The sequence below is a fragment of the Streptomyces narbonensis genome, assembly GCF_014649015.1.
GTDB classification, from domain to species: Bacteria; Actinomycetota; Actinomycetes; order Streptomycetales; family Streptomycetaceae; genus Streptomyces; species Streptomyces narbonensis.
Genome location: NZ_BMSF01000002.1, coordinates 364035 through 389518 on the forward strand (window position 1 = coordinate 364035; position 25484 = coordinate 389518).

18 protein-coding genes are annotated in these 25484 nt (G+C 72.2%); 11 read left to right on the top strand and 7 right to left on the bottom strand.

Translation table 11 applies throughout. The features are described from left to right. The first annotated feature begins 74 nt into the window (after window positions 1–74). From IE124_RS05230 to IE124_RS05240, 3 genes are read left to right on the top strand one after another with little or no spacing between them, the layout of a single operon-like run. Window positions 75–1295, top strand: a complete 1221-nt coding sequence (locus tag IE124_RS05230) for a sensor histidine kinase (protein WP_189505247.1) — start codon at window positions 75–77, stop codon at window positions 1293–1295. Next, on the top strand, window positions 1292–1975 hold the full coding sequence (locus tag IE124_RS05235) for a response regulator (RefSeq protein WP_189505250.1): 684 nt from the start codon (window positions 1292–1294) through the stop codon (window positions 1973–1975). Before IE124_RS05230 ends, IE124_RS05235 begins: the two co-directional genes overlap by 4 nt. A 25-nt stretch (window positions 1976–2000) precedes the next feature. After that, window positions 2001–3179: a cytochrome P450 family protein gene (locus IE124_RS05240; RefSeq protein WP_189505252.1), complete on the top strand. Its 1179-nt coding sequence runs from the start codon at window positions 2001–2003 to the stop codon at window positions 3177–3179. Window positions 3180–3184: 5 nt separating this feature from the next. On the opposite strand, the gene IE124_RS05245 is transcribed toward IE124_RS05240, so the two are convergent. Continuing rightward, the gene (locus IE124_RS05245) at window positions 3185–4183 is read right to left on the bottom strand and encodes a Gfo/Idh/MocA family protein (RefSeq protein WP_189505254.1); all 999 of its coding nucleotides are present in this window, start codon (window positions 4181–4183) and stop codon (window positions 3185–3187) included. A gap of 165 nt (window positions 4184–4348) precedes the next feature. On the opposite strand from IE124_RS05245, the gene IE124_RS05250 reads away from it, so the two are divergent. The 7 genes from IE124_RS05250 (at window position 4349) to IE124_RS05280 (ending at window position 11363) form a co-directional block, all read left to right on the top strand. Then, entirely contained in the window at window positions 4349–5077 is a 729-nt protein-coding gene (locus tag IE124_RS05250) for a GntR family transcriptional regulator (protein ID WP_189505569.1), read from the top strand. Between the two features lie 107 nt (window positions 5078–5184). Then, window positions 5185–6204, top strand: coding sequence for a sugar ABC transporter substrate-binding protein (locus IE124_RS05255; protein ID WP_189505256.1), 1020 nt, complete (start codon window positions 5185–5187; stop codon window positions 6202–6204). Beyond that, on the top strand, window positions 6201–7256 hold the full coding sequence (locus IE124_RS05260; RefSeq protein WP_189505257.1) for an ABC transporter permease: 1056 nt from the start codon (window positions 6201–6203) through the stop codon (window positions 7254–7256). The genes IE124_RS05255 and IE124_RS05260 overlap by 4 nt, the downstream gene beginning before the upstream one ends. Next, a complete protein-coding gene (locus IE124_RS05265) occupies window positions 7253–8059 on the top strand; it encodes an ATP-binding cassette domain-containing protein (RefSeq protein ID WP_189505258.1) in 807 nt (268 codons plus the stop codon). Before IE124_RS05260 ends, IE124_RS05265 begins: the two co-directional genes overlap by 4 nt. A 37-nt stretch (window positions 8060–8096) precedes the next feature. Then, window positions 8097–9272: an ROK family glucokinase gene (locus IE124_RS05270; protein ID WP_189505259.1), complete on the top strand. Its 1176-nt coding sequence runs from the start codon at window positions 8097–8099 to the stop codon at window positions 9270–9272. Continuing rightward, a complete protein-coding gene (locus tag IE124_RS05275; RefSeq protein ID WP_189505260.1) occupies window positions 9269–9838 on the top strand; it encodes a hypothetical protein in 570 nt (189 codons plus the stop codon). Before IE124_RS05270 ends, IE124_RS05275 begins: the two co-directional genes overlap by 4 nt. Window positions 9839–9890: 52 nt before the next feature. Beyond that, on the top strand, window positions 9891–11363 hold the full coding sequence (locus tag IE124_RS05280) for a PHP domain-containing protein (RefSeq protein WP_189505261.1): 1473 nt from the start codon (window positions 9891–9893) through the stop codon (window positions 11361–11363). Window positions 11364–11390: 27 nt separating this feature from the next. Here the strand turns inward: IE124_RS05280 and IE124_RS05285 are convergent, their stop codons facing one another. From IE124_RS05285 to IE124_RS05310, 6 genes are all read right to left on the bottom strand, one after another. Then, entirely contained in the window at window positions 11391–12086 is a 696-nt protein-coding gene (locus IE124_RS05285) for a formyltransferase family protein (protein ID WP_189505262.1), read from the bottom strand. Then, complete coding sequence (locus IE124_RS05290; RefSeq protein WP_189505263.1) at window positions 12083–12271, bottom strand: MbtH family NRPS accessory protein; 189 nt, start codon at window positions 12269–12271, stop codon at window positions 12083–12085. Before IE124_RS05290 ends, IE124_RS05285 begins: the two co-directional genes overlap by 4 nt. After that, the gene (locus tag IE124_RS05295; RefSeq protein ID WP_189505265.1) at window positions 12271–13509 is read right to left on the bottom strand and encodes a cytochrome P450; all 1239 of its coding nucleotides are present in this window, start codon (window positions 13507–13509) and stop codon (window positions 12271–12273) included. The genes IE124_RS05290 and IE124_RS05295 overlap by 1 nt, the downstream gene beginning before the upstream one ends. Further along, the gene (locus tag IE124_RS05300) at window positions 13506–15299 is read right to left on the bottom strand and encodes a beta-ketoacyl synthase N-terminal-like domain-containing protein (RefSeq protein WP_189505266.1); all 1794 of its coding nucleotides are present in this window, start codon (window positions 15297–15299) and stop codon (window positions 13506–13508) included. Before IE124_RS05300 ends, IE124_RS05295 begins: the two co-directional genes overlap by 4 nt. A 70-nt stretch (window positions 15300–15369) precedes the next feature. Further along, entirely contained in the window at window positions 15370–17211 is a 1842-nt protein-coding gene (locus IE124_RS05305; RefSeq protein WP_189505268.1) for a non-ribosomal peptide synthetase, read from the bottom strand. Then, the gene (locus IE124_RS05310; RefSeq protein ID WP_229832158.1) at window positions 17208–23210 is read right to left on the bottom strand and encodes a type I polyketide synthase; all 6003 of its coding nucleotides are present in this window, start codon (window positions 23208–23210) and stop codon (window positions 17208–17210) included. The genes IE124_RS05305 and IE124_RS05310 overlap by 4 nt, the downstream gene beginning before the upstream one ends. A gap of 621 nt (window positions 23211–23831) precedes the next feature. Here IE124_RS05310 and IE124_RS05315 point away from each other — a divergent pair. Further along, window positions 23832–25178, top strand: a complete 1347-nt coding sequence (locus IE124_RS05315; protein ID WP_189505273.1) for an MFS transporter — start codon at window positions 23832–23834, stop codon at window positions 25176–25178. Window positions 25179–25484 lie beyond the last annotated feature (306 nt).

Genomic DNA, 25484 nt, shown 5'->3' on the forward strand with positions numbered 1-25484 from the left:
CGACCCGTGCGACTTAAGTAGCGGTCGGCGCCGACCCTCATCCGCGCGGGGCCCCAGCTGCGTACATTGCCGATATGACCCGTACGGAACGACAGCGCTGGCTGCTCCCCTCCCACCTGGTCGAACCGGGCGAGAGCGGCGCGGCCAGGCCCCGCCGTACCGTCCGCGACTGGATCGTCGACACCGCGCTCTTCCTCCTCGCGGCCCTCGTCGGACTCATCGCCGCCGACGCCGCTTCCGGGTACAGCAGCGAGCCCGTCATCCTCTTCGACCAGCTCGCCGGCGCCGCCGCCTGCTGCGCCCTCTGGCTGCGCCGCCGCTGGCCCGTCGGACTGGCCGTCGGTCTCTCCCTGCTCAGCGTCGTCGCCCCGGTCGCCGGCGGCGCCGTCCTCGCGAGCCTCTTCAGCGTCGCCGTCCGCCGCCCCTTCCGCGAGGTCGCCTGGATCGGCGCGCTCGCCGTCGCCGCCTCCACCGTCCAGGTCTTCGTCCGCCCCGACCCCACCCTCAACGCCGGGATCGCGGTCGTCCTCGGCTTCGTCCTCATCCTCCTCGTCACCGCCTGGGGCATGCTCGTCCGCTCCCGGCGCCAGCTCGTCGAGGCCCTCCGCGAGCGCGCCCGCCGCGCCGAGGCCGAGGCCGAACTGCGCGCCGCCCAGGCCCAGCGGCTCGCCCGCGAGGCCATCGCCCGCGAGATGCACGACGTCCTCGCCCACCGGCTGACGCTGCTCAGCGTGCACGCGGGAGCCCTGGAGTTCCGGCCGGACGCCCCGCCCGAGCAGATCGCCCGCGCCGCCGGCGTCATCCGCGACAGCGCCCACGAGGCGCTCCAGGACCTGCGCGAGATCATCGGGGTCCTGCGGGCCCCCGGCGAGAACGGCGACGGCGACCGGCCCCAGCCGACCCTCGCCACCCTCGACGCGCTCGTCGCCGAGTCCCGCGAGGCCGGCGCGGACATCGTCCTGGAGCTCCACGTCGACACCACCGAGGGCGCGCCCGCCGTCCCCGCCTCCACCGGCCGCACCGCCTACCGCATCGCCCAGGAAGGCCTGACCAACTGCCGCAAGCACGCCCCCGGCACCAAGGTCACCGTCACCGTCAGCGGCCGGCCCGGCGAGGGCCTCGACGTCACCGTCCACAACCCCGCGCCCGCCGGACCCGTCCCGCACGTCCCCGGCTCCGGCCAGGGCCTCATCGGGCTCACCGAGCGCGCCGCCCTCGCCGGCGGCCGACTGGAGCACGGACCCGCCCCCGGCGGGGGGTTCGCCGTGCACGCCTGGCTACCGTGGCCCTCATGACCATCCGGCTGCTCATCGTCGACGACGACCCCCTGGTCCGCGCGGGCCTCACCTTCATGCTCGGCGGGGCCGAGGACCTGGAGATCGTCGGCGAGGGAGCCGACGGCCGCGAGGTCCCCGAGCTCGTCGACCGGCTCGCCCCGGACGTCGTCCTCATGGACATCCGGATGCCCCAGGTCGACGGACTCACCGCCACCGAACGGCTCCGCGCGCTCCCCGGCGCCCCCGAGGTCCTCGTCCTCACCACCTTCCACGCCGACGAGCAGGTGCTGCGCGCCCTGCGGGCCGGCGCCTCCGGCTTCGTCCTCAAGGACACTCCGCCCGTCGAGATCCTCGCCGCCGTCCGCCGGGTCGCCGCCGGGGACCCGGTGCTCTCGCCGGCCGTCACCCGCCAGCTGATGACCCATGTCGTGGGGGAGCAGGACCGGCCGGGCCGGCGCGAGGAGTCCCGGCGTGCCGCGATCACCGCACGCCTCGCCGAACTGGCCGTACGCGAGAGGGAGGTGGCCGTCGCCGTCGGCAAGGGCCGCTCCAACGCGGAGATCGCCGCCGAGCTGTACATGAGCGTCCCCACGGTCAAGACCCACGTCTCGCGCGTCCTCGCCAAGCTCGGCCTCAACAACCGTGTCCAGATCGCGCTCCTCGTCCATGAAGCAGGTCTCCTGGACGAGGAGGCGTAATCGGTCGGTCGGATAGTCTGCTGAGATGTCCGTCATCGAACTGGGGGAGTACGGCGCGGACTTCACCGCGGACCCGTACCCCTACTACGCCAAGCTCCGTACGTCCGGCCCGGTCCACGAGGTCCGCATGCCCGACGGCTACCAGTTCTGGCTGGTCGTCGGCCACGAGGAGGGGCGCGCCGCACTCGCCGACCCCCGGCTCGCCAAGTCCCCCTCCGTCGTCGGCGTACGGCCGCCGGAGGAGGACGTCATCGGCGTCCACCTCCTCGCCGCGGACGCCCCCGACCACACCCGGCTCCGCCGACTGGTCACGGGTGTCTTCACCGGTCGCCGGGTCGAGGCCCTGCGCCCCCGCATCGAGCGGCTCACCGGGGAACTCGCCGACGCCATGGAACCGGCCGGGCGCGCCGACCTCGTCGACGCCTACGCCTTCCCCCTGCCGATCACCGTCATCTGCGAACTCCTCGGGGTCCCCGCCGAGGACCGCGACACCTTCCGCGACTGGTCGAACGAGCTCGTCACCCCTGCGGGCGAGGACGGCTACCTGGGCGCCCTGCAGGGCTTCGGCGGCTACCTCGACGGGCTCATCGAGGACAAGCGCGCCGCGGGCCCCGCCGACGACCTGCTCTCCGGCCTCATCGCCGCCCGCGCCGAGGACGGCGACCGGCTCTCCGGGCCCGAACTCCGCGCCATGGCCTACCTGCTGCTCATCGCCGGCCACGAGACCACGGTCAACCTCATCTCCAACACCGTCCGCAACCTGCTCACCCACCCGGAGCAGCTCGCCGCCCTGCGCGCCGACCCCGACCTCCTCGACGGTGCGATCGAGGAGTCCCTGCGGTACGACGGCCCGGTGGAGACCAGCACCTTCCGCTTCACCCGCGAGCCCGTCACCCTCGGCGGCACCGAGATCCCGGCGGGCGCGAGCGTCCTCGTGGCGATCGGCGCGCTCGACCGCGACCCGGCCCGCTTCCCCGACCCCGACCGCTTCGACATCCGCCGCGACACCCGAGGCCACCTCGCCTTCGGCCACGGTATGCACTACTGCCTGGGCGCCCCGCTCGCCCGCCTGGAGGGCAGGATCGCGCTCCGCACGCTCCTGGACCGCTTCCCCCGGCTCGAACTGGACCCGGAGGGCGACCCCTGGGAGTGGGTGCCCGGCCTCCTCATCCGCGGGGTCCGTCACCTGCCGGTGCGGTGGTGAGCGGCTTACGGAACCTCTTCCACCCGGACCGGGCGCCGCTCCCGGCGGGACAGCTCGCACGCCTCGGCGATCCGGAGCGCGGCCAGGGCCTCGGGGCCGTCGCACGGATTGGGCACCTCTCCGCGCACCAGCCGGACGAAGGCGGCGAGCTCCGCCTCGTACGCGGGGGCGAACCGTTCCAGGAACCCCTGCCAGGGCTTCCCCGGCGCCGCCGGCCCCTGAGGCTCCACCGAGGTGAGCGGGGTCCGGTCGTCCAGGCCCACCGCGATCTGGTCCCGCTCGCCCGCCAGCTCCAGCCGCACGTCGTACCCGGCGCCGTTGCACCGGGTCCCCGTCACCGTCACCAGCGTGCCGTCGTCCAGGGTGAGGAGCGCGGCGGCCGTGTCCACGTCGCCCGCCTCCCGGAACATCGCGGGACCCGCGTCCGAGCCCGTCGCGTACACCTCCACGACCTCCCGCCCGGTCACCCACCGCACGATGTCGAAGTCGTGCACCAGACAGTCCCGGAAGAGCCCGCCGGAGAGCGGCAGATACGCTGCGGGCGGCGGCTCCGGGTCGGACGTCGCCGCCCGTACGGTGTGCAGCCGGCCGAGCCGCCCCGACTCCACCGCCTCCCGCGCCGCCCGGTACCCCGTGTCGAAACGGCGCATGAACCCGAGCTGGAGCTCGGTGCCCGCCTCCGCCACGGCCCGCAGCGCCGCCAGGGTGCCGGGCACGTCCAGGGCGATGGGCTTCTCGCAGAAGACCGGCAGACCCGCACCGGCGGCGCGGGCGATCAGCTCCGCGTGCGCGGCCGTCGCCGAGGCGATCACCACCGCGTCCAGGGCGTGGTCGAGCAGCGCCGTCACGTCGGGCGCGGCCTGAGCCCCGAGCGCCCCCGCGACCCCGGCCGCCCGTGTCGCGTCCGCGTCCGCCACGACCAGCGACTCGACCTCCGGGTGGCGGGCCAGTACCCCCGCGTGGAAGCTCCCGATCCGTCCCGTACCGATGAGTCCGATGCGCATGGCCCCACCGTGGAGGCGTACGTCCCCGGTGTCAAGGATTGTCAGGACAACCGGACGTCAGGACGTCATGTCCCCCCGTGCCGCCGTCGGCTTCCGGTCGTCTGCGTGCCCGGATACGCTCCCCCCGTGGCCAAGCAGTCCGGTTCCCCCCTGCCCCCGCTGTCCGTGGACCGCACCAGTCCGGTCCCGCTCTACTTCCAGCTGGCCCGGCAGCTGGAGGCCGCGGTGGAGAACGGGACGCTGCCCCCGGGTTCCCTCCTCGGCAACGAGATCGAGCTCGCCACCCGCCTCGGCCTCTCCCGCCCCACAGTCCGCCAGGCCATCCAGTCCCTCGTCGACAAGGGCCTCCTCGTCCGCCGCCGGGGCGTCGGCACCCAGGTCGTGCACAGCAGGGTCCGGCGCCCGCTGGAGCTCAGCAGCCTCTACGACGACCTGGAGGCCGCGGGCCGCCGCCCCGGCACCCGGGTCCTCGCCAACCGCCTCGAACCCGCCACCGCACCGGTCGCGGCCGCCCTCGGCGTACCCGAGGGCAGCGACGTCCACTACCTGGAGCGGCTCCGCACCGCCTACGGCGAGCCCATGGCGTACCTGCGCAACCACCTGCCCGCCGGGCTCCTCGGCCCGGACGAACCGGACACCGGGCGCCTTGAGACCACCGGCCTCTACCGGATGCTCCGCTCCGCCGCGCTCACCCTGCACAGCGCCCGCCAGTCCATCGGCGCCCGCGCCGCGACCGCGGAGGAGGCCGCGCTCCTCGACGAGCGTGCGGGTGCCCCGCTGCTCACGATGGAACGCACCACCTACGACGACACCGGCCGGGCCGTCGAGCACGGCTCCCATCTCTACCGGGCCGGCCGCTACTCCTTCGAGCTCCAGCTGATGGTCCGTCCGTGACAGCACACCCCGTCCGACAGGTCCCGAAGGCCCCCCTGACCAGTGCCATGAGCCGCATGACCGATACTGCAATGCACGCAGAAGGACACAAAGGAGGGCACGGCCTCGTGACCAGGCTTCGGACAGGAGGGGTGCGGGCCGTCATCGGCGCCGTGCTCGCGCTCGCGCTCACAGGAGCGCTCGCGGGGTGCAGCAGCACCGGCGGGAAGCGGGCGGAGGACGCACGCAAGGCCGCGGCGGCCCAGGGCAGGGCGGCCGTCGACACCCCCCGCTGGACCTTCGCCATGGTGACCCACTCCGGCGACGGAGACACCTTCTGGGACATCGTCCAGAACGGCGCCAAGCAGGCCGCCGTCAAGGACAACATCAACTTCCTGTACGCGCACAGCGACGAGGCCCAGCAGCAGGCCCAGCTCATCGACTCGTACGTCGCCAAGGGCGTCGACGGCCTGATCGTCACCCTCGCCAAGCCCGACGCGATGAAGGCCTCCGTCGAGAAGGCCGTCAAGGCCGGCATCCCGGTGATCACCGTGAACTCCGGCGCCGAGCAGTCCAAGGCCTTCGGCGCCCTCACCCACATCGGTCAGGACGAGACCGTCGCCGGCGAGGCCGTCGGCGACGAGCTCGACGAGCGCGGCAAGAAGAAGGCCCTCTGCGTCCTGCACGAGCAGGGCAACATCGGCCACGAGCAGCGCTGCGCCGGAGCGAAGAAGACCTTCGGCGGCGAGCTCGTGAACCTCTACGTCGACGGCACCAACATGCCCGACGTCAAGGCCTCCATCGAGGCCAAGCTCCAGTCGGACAAGGCCATCGACGCCGTCGTCACCCTCGGTGCCCCCTTCGCGGACACCGCGGTCCAGGCCGCGAAGAGCGCCGGGAGCGAGGCCGAGGTCGACACCTTCGACCTCAACGCCAAGGTCGCGACCGCCCTCCAGGCCGGCACGCTCGGCTTCGCCGTCGACCAGCAGCCCTACCTCCAGGGATACGAGGCCGTCGACCTGCTCTGGCTCTACCGCTACAACGCCGACGTGCTCGGCGGCGGCAAGCCGGTCCTCACCGGCCCCCAGATCATCACCAAGGACCAGGCGGGCGCGCTCAAGCAGTACGCGGAGCGGGGTACCCGATGAGCTCCACCGCCCCACCGTCCGACGGGATCGACCACGTCGACGAACGGCTCCTGCGCACCACGCCGCTGAAGAAGCTCCTCGCCCGGCCCGAGCTGGGCTCGGTCGTCGGCGCGCTCGCCGTCTTCGTCTTCTTCTCGATCGCGGCCGACAGCTTCCTGCGCCCCGCGAGCCTCGGCACCGTGCTCTACGCGGCCTCCACCATCGGCATCATGGCCGTCCCGGTCGCCCTGCTGATGATCGGCGGCGAGTTCGACCTCTCCGCCGGCGTGCTGGTCACCAGCTCGGCGCTGGTCTCCTCGATGTTCAGCTACCAGATGACGGCGAACGTCTGGGTCGGCGTCGGCGTCTCGCTGCTCGTCACCCTCGCGATCGGCGTCTTCAACGGCTTCATGCTGACCCGCACGAAACTGCCCAGCTTCATCATCACGCTCGGCACCTTCCTCATGCTGACCGGCCTGAACCTCGGCCTCACCAAGCTCATCAGCGGCACCGTCTCCACCAAGACCATCGCCGACATGGAGGGCTTCCCCTCCGCCCGGAAGCTCTTCGCCTCCCAGATCACCGTCGGCGGCGTCGAGCTCAAGGTCACCATCCTGTGGTGGCTCGGCCTCGTCGCCCTCGCCACCTGGATCCTGCTGCGCACCCGCTTCGGCAACTGGATCTTCGCCGTCGGCGGCGGCGCCGACGCCGCCCGCGCGGTCGGCGTCCCGGTCTACCGGACGAAGATCGGCCTCTACATGGGCGTGGCCTTCTGCGCCTGGATCTCCGGCCAGCACCTGCTCTTCTCCTTCGACGTCGTCCAGTCGGGCGAAGGCGTCGGCAACGAGCTGATCTACATCATCGCGGCCGTCATCGGCGGCTGCCTGATCACCGGCGGATACGGCTCCGCCATCGGCTCGGCGGTCGGCGCACTCATCTTCGGCATGACCAGCAAGGGCATCGTCTACGCCGAGTGGAACCCCGACTGGTTCAAGTTCTTCCTGGGAGCGATGCTCCTCCTGGCGACCCTGCTGAACGCCTGGATCCGCAAGCGCGTGGAGGCCACCAAGTGACGACGGCGACGAAGACCGGGTCCGCTCCGCTCGTCGAGCTCGACGACGTCAGCAAGTACTACGGCAACATCCGCGCCCTCGAAGGGGTCTCCCTGGAGGTCCGCTCCGGCGAGATCACCTGTGTCCTCGGGGACAACGGCGCCGGCAAGTCCACCCTCATCAAGATCGTCGCGGGGCTCCACCGGCACGACGCCGGCACCTTCCGCATCGAGGGCGAGGAGGTCACCCTCGCCAACCCGCGCGACGCCCTGGACCGGGGCATCGCCACCGTCTACCAGGACCTCGCCGTCGTCCCCCTCATGCCCGTCTGGCGGAACTTCTTCCTCGGCTCCGAGCCCACCAAGGGCTCCGGCCCCTTCAAGCGGCTCGACGTCGACCTCATGCGCACCACCACCCGCGATGCCCTGCTCCGCATGGGCATCGACCTCCGCGACGTCGACCAGCCCATCGGCACCCTCTCCGGCGGCGAGCGCCAGTGCGTGGCCATCGCCCGCGCCGTCCACTTCGGCGCCAAGGTCCTCGTCCTCGACGAGCCGACCGCCGCGCTCGGCGTCAAGCAGTCCGGGGTCGTCCTGAAGTACGTGGCCGCCGCGCGTGACGAGGGCCTCGGCGTGGTCCTCATCACCCACAACCCCCACCACGCCTACCTCGTCGGCGACCGGTTCGTCCTCCTCAAGCGGGGCGTGATGGCCGGCAGCCACACCAAGAGCTCCGTCACGCTCGACGAGTTGACCCGCCAGATGGCCGGCGGCACCGAGCTGGAGGACCTCCGCCACGAGCTGGAACGCCCGTCCTCGACGTAACGGCCGCCACACACCCCACCTGGCAGAATCGGAACCGATGAGTACCTACCGCGACCTCACACACCGGGGATCCGCCCGGGGCACCGTGCTGCGGACCGTCGGGACCCGGGAGCGGCGCTCCCACCTGACGGCGCCCCGCGTGCCGACCGTCGGCATCGACATCGGCGGTACGAAGGTGATGGCCGGGGTCGTCGACGCGGACGGCAACATCCTGGAGAAGCTCCGCACCGAGACCCCGGACAAGTCCAAGAGCCCCAAGGTCGTCGAGGACACCATCGTCGAGCTCGTCCTCGACCTCGCCGACCGGCACGACGTGCACGCCGTCGGCATCGGCGCGGCCGGCTGGGTCGACGCCGACCGGGCCAGGGTCCTCTTCGCCCCGCACCTCGCCTGGCGCAACGAACCCCTCCGGGACTCCCTCCAGTCGCGCCTCGCGGTCCCCGTCATGGTCGACAACGACGCCAACACCGCTGCCTGGGCCGAATGGCGCTTCGGCGCCGGACGCGGCGAGGACCACCTCGTCATGATCACCCTCGGTACGGGCATCGGCGGCGCGATCCTGGAGGACGGCCAGGTCAAGAGGGGCAAGTACGGGGTCGCCGGCGAGTTCGGGCACATGCAGGTCGTCCCCGGCGGCCACCGCTGCCCCTGCGGCAACCGCGGCTGCTGGGAGCAGTACAGCTCGGGGAACGCACTCGTCCGCGAGGCCCGCGAGCTGGCCGCCGCCGACTCCCCGGTGGCGTACGAGATCATCGAGCGGGTCAAGGGCAACATCCCCGACATCACGGGACCGCTCATCACCGAGCTCGCCCGCGAGGGCGACGCCATGAGCATCGAGCTGCTCCAGGACATCGGGCAGTGGCTCGGCGTCGGCATCGCCAACCTCGCCGCCGCCCTCGACCCCTCCTGCTTCGTCATCGGCGGCGGCGTCTCCGCGGCCGACGACCTTCTCATCGGCCCCGCCCGCGACGCCTTCCGCCGCCACCTCACCGGCCGCGGCTACCGCCCCGAGGCCCGCATCACCCGAGCCCAGCTCGGTCCCGAGGCCGGTATGGTCGGCGCCGCCGACCTCGCCCGGCTCGTCGCCCGCCGCTTCCGCCGCGCCAACCGGCGCCGCGTCGAGCGGTACGAACGCTACGAGCGTTACGCCCAGGCCCTGCGCAGCGGGCCCGCGGGCCGGACCGCCCGTACCCCTGAGGACCCCACTTCATGACCCTGCCCCACCAGCCCCACCAGCCCGAGGGAAAGCTGCCGGAGGACCGGCGCCACATGATCCGGCGCCGCTGGATAACGGCCGTCATCATCGTGCTGCTCGTCGGCATCCCCGCCGGCTACCTCGCCGTCTCCGCAGGCCAGAGCCGAGACAGCGGCCGCGACAAGGAGATCGAGTCCTCGGCCGCCGGCCTCCAGACGAATCCGCCCTCCTGGATGAAGCGCCGGGTATTCGAGGTCCCGGTCCCCTGGGGAGCCTGGGACGTCGCGTACTACGAGACCAGCAACTGGAAGACCAGCCGCCTCTACGTCCAGTTCACGACGGACGCCTACGGCCTCGACTTCTTCCTCTTCAACGCCGGCACCTCCCGCTCCGAGCTCACCCCGGGACGGATCACCATCGGCGACCGGGACGCCGAGATCGTCGGCTGGACGTTCCACGAGGGAACGACCTGGTCGGGCACCACGGTCACGCGCGAGGAACCGCGCCCGACCACCGACATCACCGTCGACCTCACGGACCCGGCCTTCCCCCGCGTCTACGCGGTCTCCACCACCAGTCCCTGACCCCCCACGGCGGATATGCTTCGGGACTCCATGCCTGGAGGGGGAAGTGGGAATGGGGCGCACAAGCGGATACCGGTGGCTGGCGGGTGACCACCACGTCCACACGCAGTACAGCGGCGACGGGAAGTACCGGGTCGTCGACCAGGTGCGCCAGGGCCGGGCACACGGCCTGCGTTGGCTCGTCATCACCGACCACGGCGGCACCACCCACGCCAAGCTCGGTGTGGACAAGGTGCATCCGGACATCGTCAGGGCCCGCGAGGAGTATCCGGACATGCTGGTCTTCCAGGGGCTGGAGTGGAACGTCCCGGCCGCGGAACACGCCACGGTCTTCGTCCATCCGGGGCGCGAAGAGGCCACCGTCCTCAAGGAGTTCGAGACGGCCTACGACGGCTGGGTGACCGGTACCACCGCCGTCGCCGACGCCCACAAGGAGCTCGCGCTCTCCGGACTCGGCTTCCTGGCCGACGCGTTGGAGGACGGGCGCGTAGACGACGTCCTCTTCCTCGTCAACCACCCTTCCCGCCGAGGCCTCGACGCGCCACGGGACATCCGGAACTGGCGCGACGCCCAGCCGCACATCGCCGTGGGGATGGAAGGGGCGCCCGGCCACCAGGCCGCCGGACTGCCGGCGTCACGCGGACCCGGGAGGCACCGCGGCCACTACGGCGCGAACCCCGGACCCGACTCCTACTCCCTCTATCCGCCGGAGAGTTACCGCACCTTCGGCGGCTTCGACTGGATGACCGCGACGGTGGGCGGCCTGTGGGACAGCATGCTCGCCGAGGGCAGGCCGTGGTGGATCACGGTGAACTCCGACTCGCACGACGTCATGGGCGACACCTCGGTACGGGGGCCCGGCAGCGACTTCGCCGGCGACGGCCGGCACGCCGACCCCGTCTACGGCGCCGAGCCGAACCGGGTGACCGGCGATCACTGGCCGGGCCAGTACAGCCGCACGCACGTCGGCGCGGCGGCCCTCTCGTACCAGGCGGTGATGGACGGCCTCAGGGCGGGCCGGGTGTGGGTCGACCACGGCGGTCTGCTGAGCGGACTCCACGCGCGGCTGCGGGCGGGCGACCGGACGGCCGGCCTCGGTGAGACGCTGACCGTGCGACGTGGCGAGCACGTCGACCTCGTCGTCGACGTCACCCCGGCGACCGCCCCCAACTGGACCGGCAAGGTGCCGGGCCTGGCCCGCGTGGACGTCGTCCAGGGGGACGTCACCGGGAACCCGGGCGATCCCGACGCCTTCCGCGCGCCCGACACGAGAGTGGTCCGGTCCTTCGAGGTCGACGGGGCCGCCGGCACGGTACGGCTGACCCACCCCCTCGGCAGGCTGGACCGGCCCGTGTACGTAAGGCTGCGCGGGACCGACGGCAACCGTGGCGCCACGGGGCTCCACGGCGCCGCCGTCGATCCCCACGGCCCGGCCCTCGACGTCCAGGGCGACGTCGACCCGTGGCAGGACCTGTGGTTCTACTCCAACCCGATGTGGGTCGTTCCCTCGGACGGTCCTCTCTGACCGTCCCCTCCGGGCCTTCCCCCGCTCCTAGTTCGAGTGGAGCGCCCACCTGCTGCCGTCGACCGGCGTCGTTCCCGGCAGGGCGATGAGCTCGGGCTTGAAGAGCGGAGGCGAGTCCATCGCGGGCTCCCAGGTCGCCAGCTTCTCGTCCTGGGGGACCTCGATCCGCCGGCCCTCGGCGAGGTCGGCGACCACCTTCAGGAGCAACCGAACGCCGAGCGGGGCGAGTTGCTCCCGCCACAGGCTCCGCGCGGTCGAGCCCGGGGGCACGAACACGTGCTCCTGGGCGGCGAGCGGCCCGCCGTCGGTGCGCTCGGTGAGGTGGTAGACGCTGCCGCCCGTCACCTTGTCGCCGTCCCGGACCGTCCACCGGATGGCGTCCCGGCCGCGGTGCAGCGGCAGCAGGCTGGGGTGGTAGCCGATGGTGGCGATCGTGGCCCGGGCCCGCGTCCTGCGGCCGAGGAAGGCGTGCGAGTGCGCGGCGACGATGACGTCCACCCCGTCCGGGACGTGCATCGCCCGCAGCTCGGCCGAGTCCGTCCACGGGATGCCCCGGGGGAACGCCCAGGCCCGCAGCCGGTCCCAGCACATCGCGTTGCCCTCGTCGGACTGGCCCTTGCGCAGCCGGGGCGCGGACACGCCGGCGATCTTGTGCCCCTCGTCGAGGAGGGCGTCCGCGACCTGGACCGCGAAGGCCCCCCGTCCCGAGATGAAGATGTTCACTCGTCCACCGCCATGACGAAGTGCCGCTCGACGTGGTCGAGGGCGCTCTCGCGGTCCGGGCCCGAGTGGACGACCCGCCAGCCCTTCGGCACGTCCAGGTGCGGCCGCCACAGCGCGTACTGCCCGGCGGCGTTCACCACGACCTGCCAGTCGCCCTCGGCGGCGTCGAAGGGGCTACCGTTCATCAGTCGACCTCTTTCAGTCCGGAGTGATCGGGCAGGAACCGCACCGGCAGTGTGGAGAACCCGGTCAGGAAGTTGGACCGGATCGGCAGGGACTCCGCCGTCTGCTCGAATCCGGTGGTGAAGTCCCGTAACGCCATGAGGAGTTCGGCGATCTCCACCTTGGCCAGGTACGAGCCGACGCAGAAGTGCGGGCCGTAGCCGAAGGCCAGGTGCTTGTTGGGGGTACGGCCGAGGTCGAAGGTCTCCGGCCGGTCGAAGACCCGCTCGTCGCGGTTCCCGGAGGCGTGCCAGAGCGTGACGATCTCGCCCGGCCGCAGCCGTACCCCGTGCAGCTCGGTCTCGCGGACGACGCTGCGCCCGAAGTGCATCGTGGGCGAGGCCCAGCGCAGCACCTCGTCCACGGCGGTGTCGATCGCGACCTCGCCGTGCTTGAGCCGCCGCCACTCCTCCGGCTGCGCCGCCAGCGTGCGTACGCAGTCGATCATCGTGAGCCGGCTGGTCTCGTCGCCGCCGATGATCAGGCTGTAGCAGTTGAGCACGACGTCCTCGTCGGACAGCGGCACACCGTCGAGGGAACTGGCGACCAGCATGCTGATCACGTCGTCGCTCGGGGACTCGCGCCGCTCCTCGACGATGTCCATGAAGTACATGAGGATCTCGTTGCGGGCCATCTCGGACTCGACCTCGCCGACGCCCTCGTCCTCGGTCGACAGCGCGGCCTTCGTGAGGGAGAGCAGGAACTCCCGGTCCTCCTCGGGCACGCCGAGCAGGCTGGAGATCGTCGTCATCGGGATCCGGCCGGCGATGTCCTCGGCGAAGTCGCAGCCGCCGCGCTCGACCGCCTCCCGGATCCACCGCCGGGTGTTGGCCCGGACGGTACGCGCCACCTCGTCGAGGACCCTCGGCGAGAGCACCCGCTGGAGGACCTTGCGCAGCTCGTGGTGCCGGGGCCCGTCGGTGACGGCCAGCATCCGGCCGGCGCCGGCGTCCCCGCCGCCCAGGAGCGTGACCAGGACGTTCCCGCGCTCGGACGTGAAGTGCACGTCGTCGCGGTAGGTGGCCATGATGTCCTCGTGGCGGGAGAGCACCCAGAAGCCCTTGCGGCCGCCTGCCGGCGGATTCCAGTGCACCGGCGCGGTGTCCCGCAGGGTGCGCCAGAACGCGCCGAGGTCGTGCTCCGCGAAGGTCGCCGGGTCGCCCAGGTCCACGGCGTCCAGCGCCGTCGTCCTCACGGTCACCAGTCCGTACGCCAGAAGCGGCGCGGCCGGAAGGGATACGTGGGCAGGGGCACCCGGCGGCTGGCCTCCCCGAGGTGCAGGGAGTCGAAGTCCACCCGACGGCCCGTCACCCAGGCGGCGGCGAGCGCGGTCAGCTCGGGCAGCGCCTCCGCGTCCCGCCCGGACAGCACGATCCCGTCGTCGTTGCTGCGGAAGGACTCCGCGTCCACCCGCGGCGCCGAAGCGGTCGTGACGGCCGGGCCCCCGGAGGAACCGGCGGCCAGCGCGTCGATCAGCTCCTCACGGCTGCGGACGACGGCCGCCCACCGGCGGTCCATCACCTTGCGGCCCAGGTTGAGGCTGAAGCAGACGTCGTCGAGACGCAGCGCGGGGTCGGCGATCAGCCACTCCCTCAGTCGTGCGCGCTGACGGTCCAGCGCCTCGTCGTCCAGGGCGGACAGCGTGGCGAGGCGCGGCCTGCCGGCGGCCTCGGGGGCGCGCCCGGCGACCGTCGGCGGCTCTTCCAGGACGAGGTGCGCGTTGTATCCGCCGCCGCCGATCGAGGTGATGCCCGCACGGCGGACACCGGACTCCGACTCCCAGTCGGCGGTCTCCAGCTGCGGCACGAACGGGGTGCTCGGCAGGTCGAGGTCCTGATTGACCTCGGTCAGGTTGATCGTCGCCGGCAGCTTCCTGTGGAAGAGGGCGAGCGCGGCCTTCATCGCGCCGAAGCCGCCCGAGACCACCCCGCCGTGGCCCACGTTGCCCTTGACCCCGCCGATCGAGGTCGTGCCGGTCTGCTTGCCGAAGGCCATGCTCGCCGCGTGCACTTCGAGCTCGTCGGTCATCGGCAGACCCAGGCCGTTGGCCTCGTACATGGACACGGTCTCCGGGCTGACGCCGCCGACCTCCATGGCGCTCGCGATGCAGGCGCTGAGCCGCTCGGGCTGCGCCAGGCCGTAGGCCATCGCGCTGACACCGTTGTTGTTGACCGCCGAGCCCTTGACCACGGCGTAGATGTGGTCGCGGTCGGCGACCGCCTGCCCCAGCGGCTTGAGCAGGACGGTGACGACACCGCTCGACAGGGCCGTGCCGGTGCCGTTGGCGTCGAACGGGCGGCAGTGGCCGTCCTTGGAGAGGATGCGGTTCTCCTCCCACAGGTGGCCGCGGGGGTGCGGCAGACGGACCATCGCGCCGCCGGCGATCGCCATGTCGGTCTGGCCGAGCAGCAGCGACTGGCAGGCCAGGTGCACCGCGTAGTGGAAGCCGGCGCAGACGGCGGCGACGGTCACGGCCTCGCCGGTCAGCCCCATGTAGTAAAGGGCGTTGGACGTCATGGTGTCCGGCGACCAGGCCAGGCTCGCCTCGATCGCCTCGGGGCCGACCGACACCCGGTCCGGCGGGGAGCTGTAGAGCGCGGCGGTCTGGGGGTTGTTGGCGCCGTACATGCCGATCTCGGCCCTGACCCGGTCCGGGTCGTAGCCGCCGTCCTCGAGCGTCTCCCACGCGCTCTCCAGGAACAGCCGGTTCTCCGGGGTCATCGCGGCCGCCATCCGGTCGCTGATGCCGAAGACCGAGGGGTCGAACTTGTCGTACGTGTCGAGCACTCCGCAGGCGCGGACGTAGAAAGGGCTGTGGATCAGGGTCTCGTCGACGTGGATGTCGTCCTTCTCCAGGAAGGACACGGACTCCCTGCCGTGGACGAGGTTGTCCCAGAACTGCTCCTTGGTGCGGGCTCCGGGGGACCGGAGGGACATGCCGATGACGGCCACGTCACCCGGGTCGTAGTCCTGCTCGGGGCTGTCGGTCATGGGGAGGCTCCTGCTTCGAGGCGGATGCCGAGCGGCAAGTGATGGTCGGCAGACGACAGATGACGCGAGGTCAGCTGTCGGTGGTGGCGGCGCGGCCGCGCAGTGCGGCGCGGCGCGCGCCGGCGCGGCGGCGCGCCGACTCGACGATCTCGGGGGTGGCGCCGCTCTCGGCGTCGAGCCAGCGGGCCAGCGAGGCGATGTCGCGGAAGCTGAAGAGGTCCGGCACGCGGACGCGGCGGTCGAACCGCCGGGTCATCAGCCTGGCGAGCCGGACGAGCAGCAGTGAGTCGCCGCCGAGGTCGTAGAAGGCGGCCTGGACGTCGATGCCCGCCGGTTCGAGGTCCAGCAGCTGGCCCCAGATCTCCGCCAGCGCCACCTCGGTCGGTGTGCTCGCGGCCCTCAGGGGCGCGCCGGTACCGGCGGCCGGCGGGTCGGGCAGCGCGGCGCGGTCGAGCTTCCCGCCCGGCGCGAGCGGGAGCGCGGTCAGGAACACGATCGTCCCCGGCACCATGTAGTCGGGCAGCTCGGCGGCGAGCCCGCCGGTGAGGGCCGTCTGGCGCTCGGCGTCCAGCCACACGGCGTCGCCGTCCCGGGAGCCCAGGTCCTGGGCATCGCCGTCCGGCACCACGTAGCCGATCAGCCTGTTTCCCCGGACGACGGCGGCGGCCTCGCGGACCCCGGGCCGGCCGGTCAGCCGCGCCTCGACCTCCTCCAGCTCGATGCGGAAGCCCCGCAGCTTCACCTGGTGGTCCGAACGGCCGCCGAACCGGAGCTCGCCGTCCTCGGTGAGCGCGACGACGTCCCCGGTTCGGTACATGCGCTCGCCGTCCAGGAACGGGGCCGGCACGAACCGCTCGGCCGTGGTGCGCGGCCGGTTGACGTAGCCGTGGGCGAGCCCGACCCCGCCGACGTACAGCTCGCCGGGCACGCCGGCCGGCAGCGGCTTCAGGTCCTCGTCGAGGACGTAGGCGCGGGCACTGGACGAGGGCGTGCCGATCGAGGGCTCGTCGGTCTCGTCCTCCGGCACCCACTTGTGCGAGCTGAAGACGGTCGCCTCGGTCGGACCGTAGGCGTTGTAGACCCGATCGGCGCCGGTCTCCCGGTACGCCCGGTCCACCAGCTTGCGCCGCAGGGGCTCGCCGCCGAAGACGACCGTGCGCACGTTCGGCGGCAGGCCGCCGGCGTCGAGCAGGCCGTTCATCACCGACGGCACGACATTGAGGTGGGTGATCCGGTCGGCGTACGGGGTGTCCGGCAGGTGCACGGCGCTCTCCACGAGCACGACGGCGCCGCCGCGGCACAGCGCGGGGAAGATCTCCATCACCGACATGTCGAAGCAGATGGAGCTCGCCGCCGAGATGCCGCTCATGTCGCGGCCCTCGAAGATCCGGTCCATCTCGGACAGCATGGCGACGCAGCCGCCGTGATGGATGGCCACGCCCTTCGGGAGGCCGGTGGAGCCCGAGGTGTAGATGACGTACGCGGTGTCCTCGGGCACGACCCGCACGGGCCGGTCGCCGGGCTCGGTCGTCACGGTGTCGCCCAGCACGACCACGGTCGGCCCGGCCGGGCAGTTGGCGCGGGACGCGGGTGTGGTCAGCAGCAGCCGGGTCCCGCTGTCCCGGACCATGAAGGCCAGCCGCTCGGCGGGGTAGTTCGGGTCCAGGGGTACGTAGCAGGAGCCGGCGCGCAGCACGGCCAGGACGGCGACGAGCAGGTCGGGCGTGCGCTCGACGCAGACGCCGACCGGCACACCGGGTCCGGCGCCGTCCGCCGCCAGCCGCTCGGCCAGCAGGCGGGAGCGCTCGTTCAGCTCGCCGTAGGTCAGGACGCCGGCGTCGGAGTAGATCGCGGGCGCGCCCGGGTTCTTGACCGCCTGCTCGACGAACTCGGAGTGGAGGGTCTCGGTCACCGGTCCGACTCCTCGGTCTCGGGGAGACCGCTCGGCGCGATGTCCCGCAGCGCCAGGTCGGGTCGGGCGATCGAGTCGAAGAGCACGGTGCGGTAGAGCGCGAGCAGTGCCGTCACGGTTTCCTTCTCCAGATAGCTGGGTTTGTACTGGATGTGGCCGACGACTTCGCCGTCGATGTCGGCCATCGAGATCTCCAGGTCGAACTTGGCGAGGTGCCTGCGCACCTGGAGCGGTTCCAGGGGGAGGGCGCCGTCGGGCGCGATGGTGCCGCCGATGCCGTGGAAGAGCTTCACGGACCGCGGGAAGGCCTCGGACGAGAGCCAGTTCACGACCACGTCGAACCACGGGGAGCGGCCCTCGGCCCGCGGCGGCTTCAACTGGGAGGCCAGCAGGTCGAGCGGGTAGTTCATGTGCTCGACCAGGCCGAGCGAGAAGGCGTGGACCTCGCCCAGCAGGTCGCGGAAGGTCCGGTCCGCGGACGGCTCCGCCCGTACCAGCACCATGTTGAGGTAGTAGCCGATGGCGGATTCCCAGCCGGGTTCGGCGCGTTGGGCGATCGCGGTGGCCAGTACGGAGTCCTCGACCCCGGCCGCGCGGTTGAGCGTGGCGAAGAAGCCTGCCAGCACGACGGTGCTGATCGACACGCCCTCGCGGACAGCGAACTCCCGCAGCAGGAGCGTCTCTTCCGCGCTCCATCGAAGCGTGAGGTCACGGCCCTCGTAGGTCACGCCCGGCGGCCGCTCCCGGTCGGACAGGTCGAGGCGGGCAGGCGGGTCGGCCAGCTTCCGCGACCACCAGTCCAGCGCCGCGCCGGCCGCCGGACCGTCCAGCCACTGCCGCTCCCACTCCACGAACTCCGTGTAGGGGGCGACCGGTTCGCGGGCGGCGGGGTCGGCGCCCTCGTAGAACTCCTGGAGTTCGCGGATCATCACGTCGGCCGAGGCCGCGTCCGAGGCGATGTGGTGGACGAGCACCAGCAGGTAGTGGTCCGCCGGGCCCCGCGTCATCAGCACCACCCGCACGAGAGGACCGTTGTCCAGGTCCAGCGGCTCGTGCCCGTACTCGGCCAGCTCCTCGCGGGCCTTCTCGTCGTCCAGTTCGGAGCTGTCCACGACGAGGAACTCGTACACCGGTTCGTCCAGGACGACCTGGTGCGGTCGGCCGCCCGCCTCGACGAAGAGCGTGCGGAGCGCGGGATGCCGCTCCATCACGGCTCGCACGGCGCCGTCCAGCGCCTTCTCGTCGACCTCGGTACGGATCCGGGCCGCGACCATGAAGTTGTACGGCACGGCGTCCGGCGAGACCTGCTGCATGAACCACAGAGAGGCCTGGCCGTGCGAGGCCGCCGCCACCTCGAAGCCGAGGCCGTCGGCGCGCAGCTGCTCCGCCGCCGGAGCGCCGGTGGGCTCAAGCAGCCCGCGAGCGGCCAGTTCCTCGACCAGCTCCTCGGCGTCCAGCGCGGAGAGGTCGTCCAGGAACGACCGGGCCGGCCCGGCCTCGGGGGCCGTCGGCTCCGGCGTCGCCTCGACCGCCGGTGCGGGAGCGGTCCCCGCGGTGACGCCCGGCGGGCCGACGGTCTCGACGACGTGGGCGACGACCTCGGAGACGGAACGACCGTCCAGGAAGACCACCGGGGACACCCGGTGTCCGAACAGCGACTGGAGCCTGTTGACGAGGCGGATCGCGAGCATCGAGTCGAGGCCGAAGTCCCGCAGGCCGGCGCCCTGGTCGAGCCTGCTCGTCGGCACGCCCAGCGCATCGGCGATCTCGCCGAGGACGACCTCCGCGAGCGGCCTCTCCGGCACGGAGACGGACTCGGCGACGGACGAGGCGGACGGCGCCGCGGTGACCGCTGCCGCGCTCGCGGCCACGGGCTCCGTCACGGCGGCGGTCCCGGCGGCCGCCGGGGACCCGACCTGGGGGAGCGGTGCGGCGTCCAGCCAGTAGCGGTCCTTCTGCCACTGCACGAGCGGGGTCTCCACGACCTCGGCGTCGTCGGCGAACAGCGAGTCGAAGGTCAGCGGCAGGCCCCTGACGTACAGCGAGGCGGCGGCCCCCAGCAGACAGCGCACGTCGCTCTCCTCGCGCCGCAGGGAGTTGATCGCGTGCACCGGGGCGCCCCGCGTCAGCGCGATCTCCTCGACCGCGCCGCGCAGCGTCTCGTGCGGGCCGATCTCGATGAACGTGCCGACGCCCTCGTCGACCAGCGCGCCGATCGTCTCGGCGAACCGCACCTGGTTGCGCAGGTTGTGCACCCAGTAGTCGACGTCCGCGACCGGGTCCACCGTGTCGGCGAGCGCGGTGGACCGGAACTCGATCGTGTTCCGCAACGGGCTTATCCCGTCGATGAGTTCGCGCAGCGGCTCGATCAGCGGATCCATGCCGGGGCTGTGCACCGGCCGCTCGACGCGGATCCTACGGGTCGAGATCCCGGCCTCCCGGAGATCGGCCTCCAGGGCGTCGATCGCCTCGGGCGAGCCGGACACCGCCGCGCTGGTGGGGCTGTTCACCACGGCGACGGCCGCGTGCTCCGCGTACGGGGCGAGCCTCGGCAGCAGCTCCTGCTCCGGCAGGTCGACCGAGATCATCGCGCCGGCCGCCGCCTTCCGTTCGAGCAGGTGCGAGCGGGCGACCACGACACGGGCGGCGTCCTCCAGGGACAGCGACCCGGCGACACAGGCGGCCGCGACCTCGCCCAGGCTGTGCCCGACGACCGCCGCCGGCTCGATGCCGAGGCCGAGCCAGACCTTCGCCAGCGAGACCTGCAGGGCGAACAGCACGGGCTGCTGGAAGTCCATCTCCTCGTACCGGGCCTCGTCGGCCGGGGCGGCGAGCTGATCGAGCACCGAGCAGCCGCCGGCCGCCCGCACGGCGGCGTCACAGGCGGTCATCCACGTACGGAACCCGGTGTGCGTGCGCAGGAGCTCCCGGCCCATGCCGACCCACTGCGTCCCCCCGCCGGAGAAGACCAGCGCCACCCGCCGGTCGCCGTGCCCGGAGGCCGTGCCCGTGACGACGTCGGGGTGCGACTGCCCGGCGGCGACCCGGGCGAGTCCGTCGAGGACGTCCTGCCGGTTGCGGGCGAACAGCGCGATCCGCCGGCTGTGGTGCGTACGCCTCGTCGCGAGGGTGTACGCGAGGTCGGAGACCCGCAGGCCGGGGTCGCGCTCGACGTGGTTGGACAGCTCGCGGCAGGTGTCGGCCAGCGCGTCCTCGGTGCGCGCCGTGACGGGCACGAGGTGCACCCGCTCGTCCGGCGCGGGGTCGCTCGGGCCCGGAGTGACGTGCCGCCCCCGGTCACCCGCGAGGAACGGCGTGGCCGTGACGGGGTGCCCCGCGGCGTACAGCGCGCCGAGCGAGTCGAGCAGGGTCCAGGCCTCGTCGGTGCCGCGCCGCAGCGAGGGCAGGGTGGCCGCTGCCGGCAGGATCTCGGCCACGGACTTGAGCAGCACGGGATGCGGGCTGATCTCGACGACCGCGTCGATGTCATGCTCGCGCAGGGCCGTCAGGGCGTCGACCACCCGGATCTCCCGGCGCAGGTTGTCCGCCCAGTACTCCGGCCCGAGTTCCGCGCCGTCGACGAGCTCGCCGGTGACCGTCGAGACCATCGGGACGCGGGTGGGCCGCGGCCTGATGCCGTCGAGCTCGACCTTCAGCGGGGCGAGGACGTGGTCGACCAGCGGCGAGTGCGGGGCGTGGCCCATCCGTACGCGATGGCTCGTGACGCCCTCGTCGGTCAGCCGCTGGACGAGTGCGTCGATCTCCTGCGGCGTGCCGGTGACCAGCGTCGAGTTCAGTCCGTTGTGGCCCGCGACGGTGAGCTGCCCGGTCAGATACGGCCGGACGGCGTCGGCGCCGGTCGTGACGACGATGCCGTCGCCGCGCCCCACGGCCAGCTGCTGAAGGAGCCGGCCGTGGTGGGCGGCGAGCCGGGACGCGTCCTCGAAGTCGAGCGCGCCGGCGATGTGGGAGGCGGCGAACTCGCCGACGCTCTGGCCCACGACGACGTCCGGCTCCACGCCCAGGGACCGCCAGGTGTCGGCCAGGGCGACCTGGAGGGAGAACAGCAGCGGCTGGAAGACGTCCATGTCGTCGATGCGGCCGTCGGCCGACGTCAGGTGCTCGACGAGCGAGAAGCCGAGCAGCTCCCGCATCCGTTTGTCGGAGCGCGTCATGGACCGGCGGAACACCGCATTGCCGGCGAGCAGCTGCCGGCCCATGCCCACCCACTGGGAGCCGTTGCCCGAGAAGAGGAAGGCCACCCGCGGCCTGCGCGCGGTCGTCTCACCGGCGCTCAGCCCGGCGACCGGGGTGCCGGCCCTGAAGGAGTCGAGCTGCGTCCTGAGCTCGGTCAGGTCGCGGGCGGCGGCGGCGAGCCGGAACCTCCCTTCGCCCGGGGCGCGCCGGCAGACCGCCCGCAGGTCGCTCCCGTCCCGCAGCAGCGCCGAGGCATGCTCGGCCAGCTCCTCCCGGGAGTCGGCGGCCAGCAGGACGAGGCCGCCCTCCGACCGAGGCAGCTCCTCGACGACGACATGACAGATCGCGCCGCCGAAGCCGAACGAGCTGACGCCGCCGCGGCGCGCGTCGGAGCGCCGGGGCCAGGGCGTGAGCCGGTCCTGGACCGTGAGGTTGTACTCGTCGAACAGGATCTGCGGGTTCGGCGAGGAGTAGTGCAGGCTCGGCGGCAGCACGCCGTTCCGGATGGACAGCGCCAGCTTGACCAGGCCGACGATGCCGGCCGCCGCCTCCAGGTGCCCGACGTTGGACTTGACGGAGCCGAGCCGCAGCGGCTCCGCGCGGTCACCGCCCAGGACCGCGCCGATGGCATTGGCCTCGATCGGGTCACCCAGGGGCGTCGCGGAGCCGTGGGCCTCGATGTAGTCGACGAGTGAGGGCGCGATGCCCGCCCGCCGGTACGCGTTGCGGAGCATCAGCTCCTGCGCCTGCGGGTTCGGCGCGGTCATGCCGTTGCTCAGCCCGTCGTTCTGGGAGGAGCTGTCCTTGATCACGCAGTACACGGGCAGGTCGCGTTCGAGGGCCACGCTCAGCGGCGCGAGGACCACCACTCCGGCGCCCTCACCCCGTACGTATCCGTTCGCGCGGGCGTCGAAGGACTTGCACCGGCCGTCCGGGGCGAGCGCGCCCATCGCGTCCATGGCGGTGTAGTAGTCGGAGACGAAGCTCAGGTTCACGCCGCCGGCGAGCACCAGCTCGCTCTCGCCCAGCCAGATCGACTGGCAGCCCGCGTGCACCGAGACCAGCGACCCGGCACAGGCGGCGTCGATGGCCATGCTCGGGCCCTGAAGGCCGAGGACGTAGGAGACGCGGTTGGCGATGATGCCGTCGTGCATGCCGGTCGCGGTGTGCGGGGTGATCTGGGTATCGGGCCCGCGATAGTGGGCCAGCGCCGCGTAGTCGCCCCAGCAGGAGGCCATGAACACACCGGTCTCGGTGCCGACGAGGCTGTCGGGCGCGACCCCCGCGTCCTCCAGCGCCTCCCAGGCCAGTTCCAGAATCAGCCGCTGCTGCGGGTCCATCTGGACGGCTTCGCGGGGGGAGATGCCGAAGAAGAGCGGATCGAACTGGTCGATGCCGTCGATGAACCCGCCCCAACGGGCCGAGCCGCGCAGCAGCTCACGGCGTGCGGCCGGCACCGGGCCGACGGCGTCGCGGCCCTCGGACAGCAGCTTCCAGAAGGCGGAGGGGTCCGGTCCGCCGGGGAACCGGCAGCCGATGCCCACGATCGCGACGGGCTCGTGCGAGCCGGCGCGGCGCTGCTCGCCCGGGGCGGGGCCGGGGCCGGTCCCCGCGGTACGGGGCCCCTCGACGATCGCACGGCACAGCTCGTCGACGGAGGGGTACTGCCACATCCAGGTGACCGGGACCTTCCAGCCGACGAATTCGGATAACGAGGTGGCGAGACGGGTGAATTTGAGTGAGTCGAGACCGTACCGGTGCATCGGTGTCCAGCGGTCCACTGCGTCCTTGGGCAGATTCATCAGCTCGACGACGTGAGAAAGAAGGAACTCCGTTATGGCACGCGGATCCGATTCTGCGCGCTCTTGGGGCATGACGGCTCCTCAGCAGGGCGGGTGGGGGTGACCGCGGCGCACCTGCGGCCGTGCCGGTGGGCACGGTCGGGGGCCGGCGGTCTCGAAATGACTCCCGTGGAGTCACCGTGGCCGATTCGGATCGGGATATGATTCAAGACTGCTTCCCAGCAGACAGGCCGCCGGGGATGTATCGCGCGTCTCCTGGTCACGTCGCTCCGCGACTGCGATTCCAGGTCTGGAACGAGCGGGCCCGTATGGCCCGTATGACGAAGTAGTTGCCCCGACCGACCAACATCACGATGCCACTCTGGGAATGGCGAGACAAGAGCGCTTGGCGGGTTGGATGGTGCGCTGGCGTGATCTGGACCCGGACTGACCGGATCGACTCGTTCAATGGCTTTGAAGCGATGCGGAGATGACAAGAAACGAGGCGGACTGGACAGCGGGCGAACGACCTTGCAAGCTGCTCGCCATGAAATACATGAACCACACACCGGTGTCGGCCGACACCGACATCGCTTTATCCGGGCGTCCCCCGTACACGCCTGTCACGGTTGCGGGTGACGCATGACCGGTACCGACGTGATGCCCCGGCACAGGCCCGGCCTGGCCCTCGGCGTGCTGGCCGGAGCGCTCGCGCTCGACGTGAGCGGACTCGGCGTCCTGAACGCCGCCCTCCCGTCCGTCGGAGCGCGTTTCGGCCTCGACGACACCACGCTCCAGTGGGTCATGATCGCCTACGCCGTGACCTTCGCCGGCTTCCTGCTGGTGGGCGGCCGCCTGGCCGACGTGCTCGGCCGCCGGCGCGTCTTCGAGTTCGGGGTCGCCCTCTTCACACTGGCCGCCCTGGTCGGCGCCGTGGCACCGGACACCGCCGTGCTGCTCGGTGCGCGGGCGGTCCAGGGCATCGGCGCGGCCCTGTCGGGCCCGGCCGCATTAGCCCTGCTCACCGAGGTGTTTCCCGCCGGGCCGGAGCGCAACCGGGCGCTCAGCGTGTACGCCGCGGTGGGCGCCGCGAGCTTCAGCGGCGGGGTGCTCCTGGGCGGCGTGCTGACCCAGTTCCTCGGCTGGCGGTCGGTGCTGTGGTTCTCGGTGCTCCTGGGCCTCGTCGTGCTGGCCGCGACGCGCGCCGGACTGCCCGGCGGCGCCGGGCGCGGCGGCGGCCTGGACCTGCCCGGCGCGATCTCGGGCACGCTCGGCCTCACTCTGCTGGTCGTCGGCGTGAGCGCGAGCGGCGCGGCGGCCTGGATCGCGCTCCTCGCGGCTGCGGCCTTCCTGGTGTTCTTCGTGGTGCGCGAGCACCGCACGCCCGACCCGGTGCTGCCCCTCGGCCTCTTCCGGATCGCGTCCGTCCGGGCCGCGAGCCTGGCGGCGTTCCTGCAGTACATGGGCTCGGTCGGGATGCTGTTCTTCGCGCCGCTGTACCTCCAGGGCATGCTGGACTACACGCCGCTCGAATCCGGTCTCGCGCTGGTCCCGATGTCGGCGGCCGTCTTCCTCACCGCCAACTTCGCCACCGGACGCCTGCTCGCCCGGCACACCCCGCGCACGCTGATGGCCGTGGGACTCGTCCTCATCGGTGTCGGTACGGCGCTGTGGCTGAGCACGCCGGCCGACGGCGACTACCTGCTGCACGTCCTCCCCGGCCTGGTCGTCAGCGGCATCGGCCAGGGACTGAACTTCCCCTCGATGACCTCCGCCGCACTCACCGGCGTCGCACCGGAGCGGCACGCGGTCGCCGGCGCGGTGAACGTCGTGGCGCAGCAGATCGGCGCCAGCGTCGGCGTGGCGGTCATGGTCCTGATCGCGGCGACCGGCGGCGACCAGCTCACGGGATACCACCTGGCTTACCTCACGGCGGCCATTGCCTGCGTACTCGGAGCGGCTTTCATCGCCGCGGTGAGACGGCCCTGACATCCGACCCGCCCGAATGCGCGAGAACGCCTCTCCGGAACTGCGGAAATCCGGCGGGGTATTCGGATTCGGTCGTGAGTGACGCGCAGGTGACGCGCTCTCGACGTTCGACCGAAGCGTCGGCCGTGGTGTCGGCTGCACGGTCGGTACGAGCGGGCCGGACCGGGCTCGTCCGGCATCTCGTCGAAAAACCGTAATCGGCCGGGCGATGAACGATTTCGGCGTACGCGTACGGTAACCGGTGAGCCATTCACGTACCGTACGCGTCCCGGCCGCTCATTCGGCCCGTCACGCCGAATATGTCCA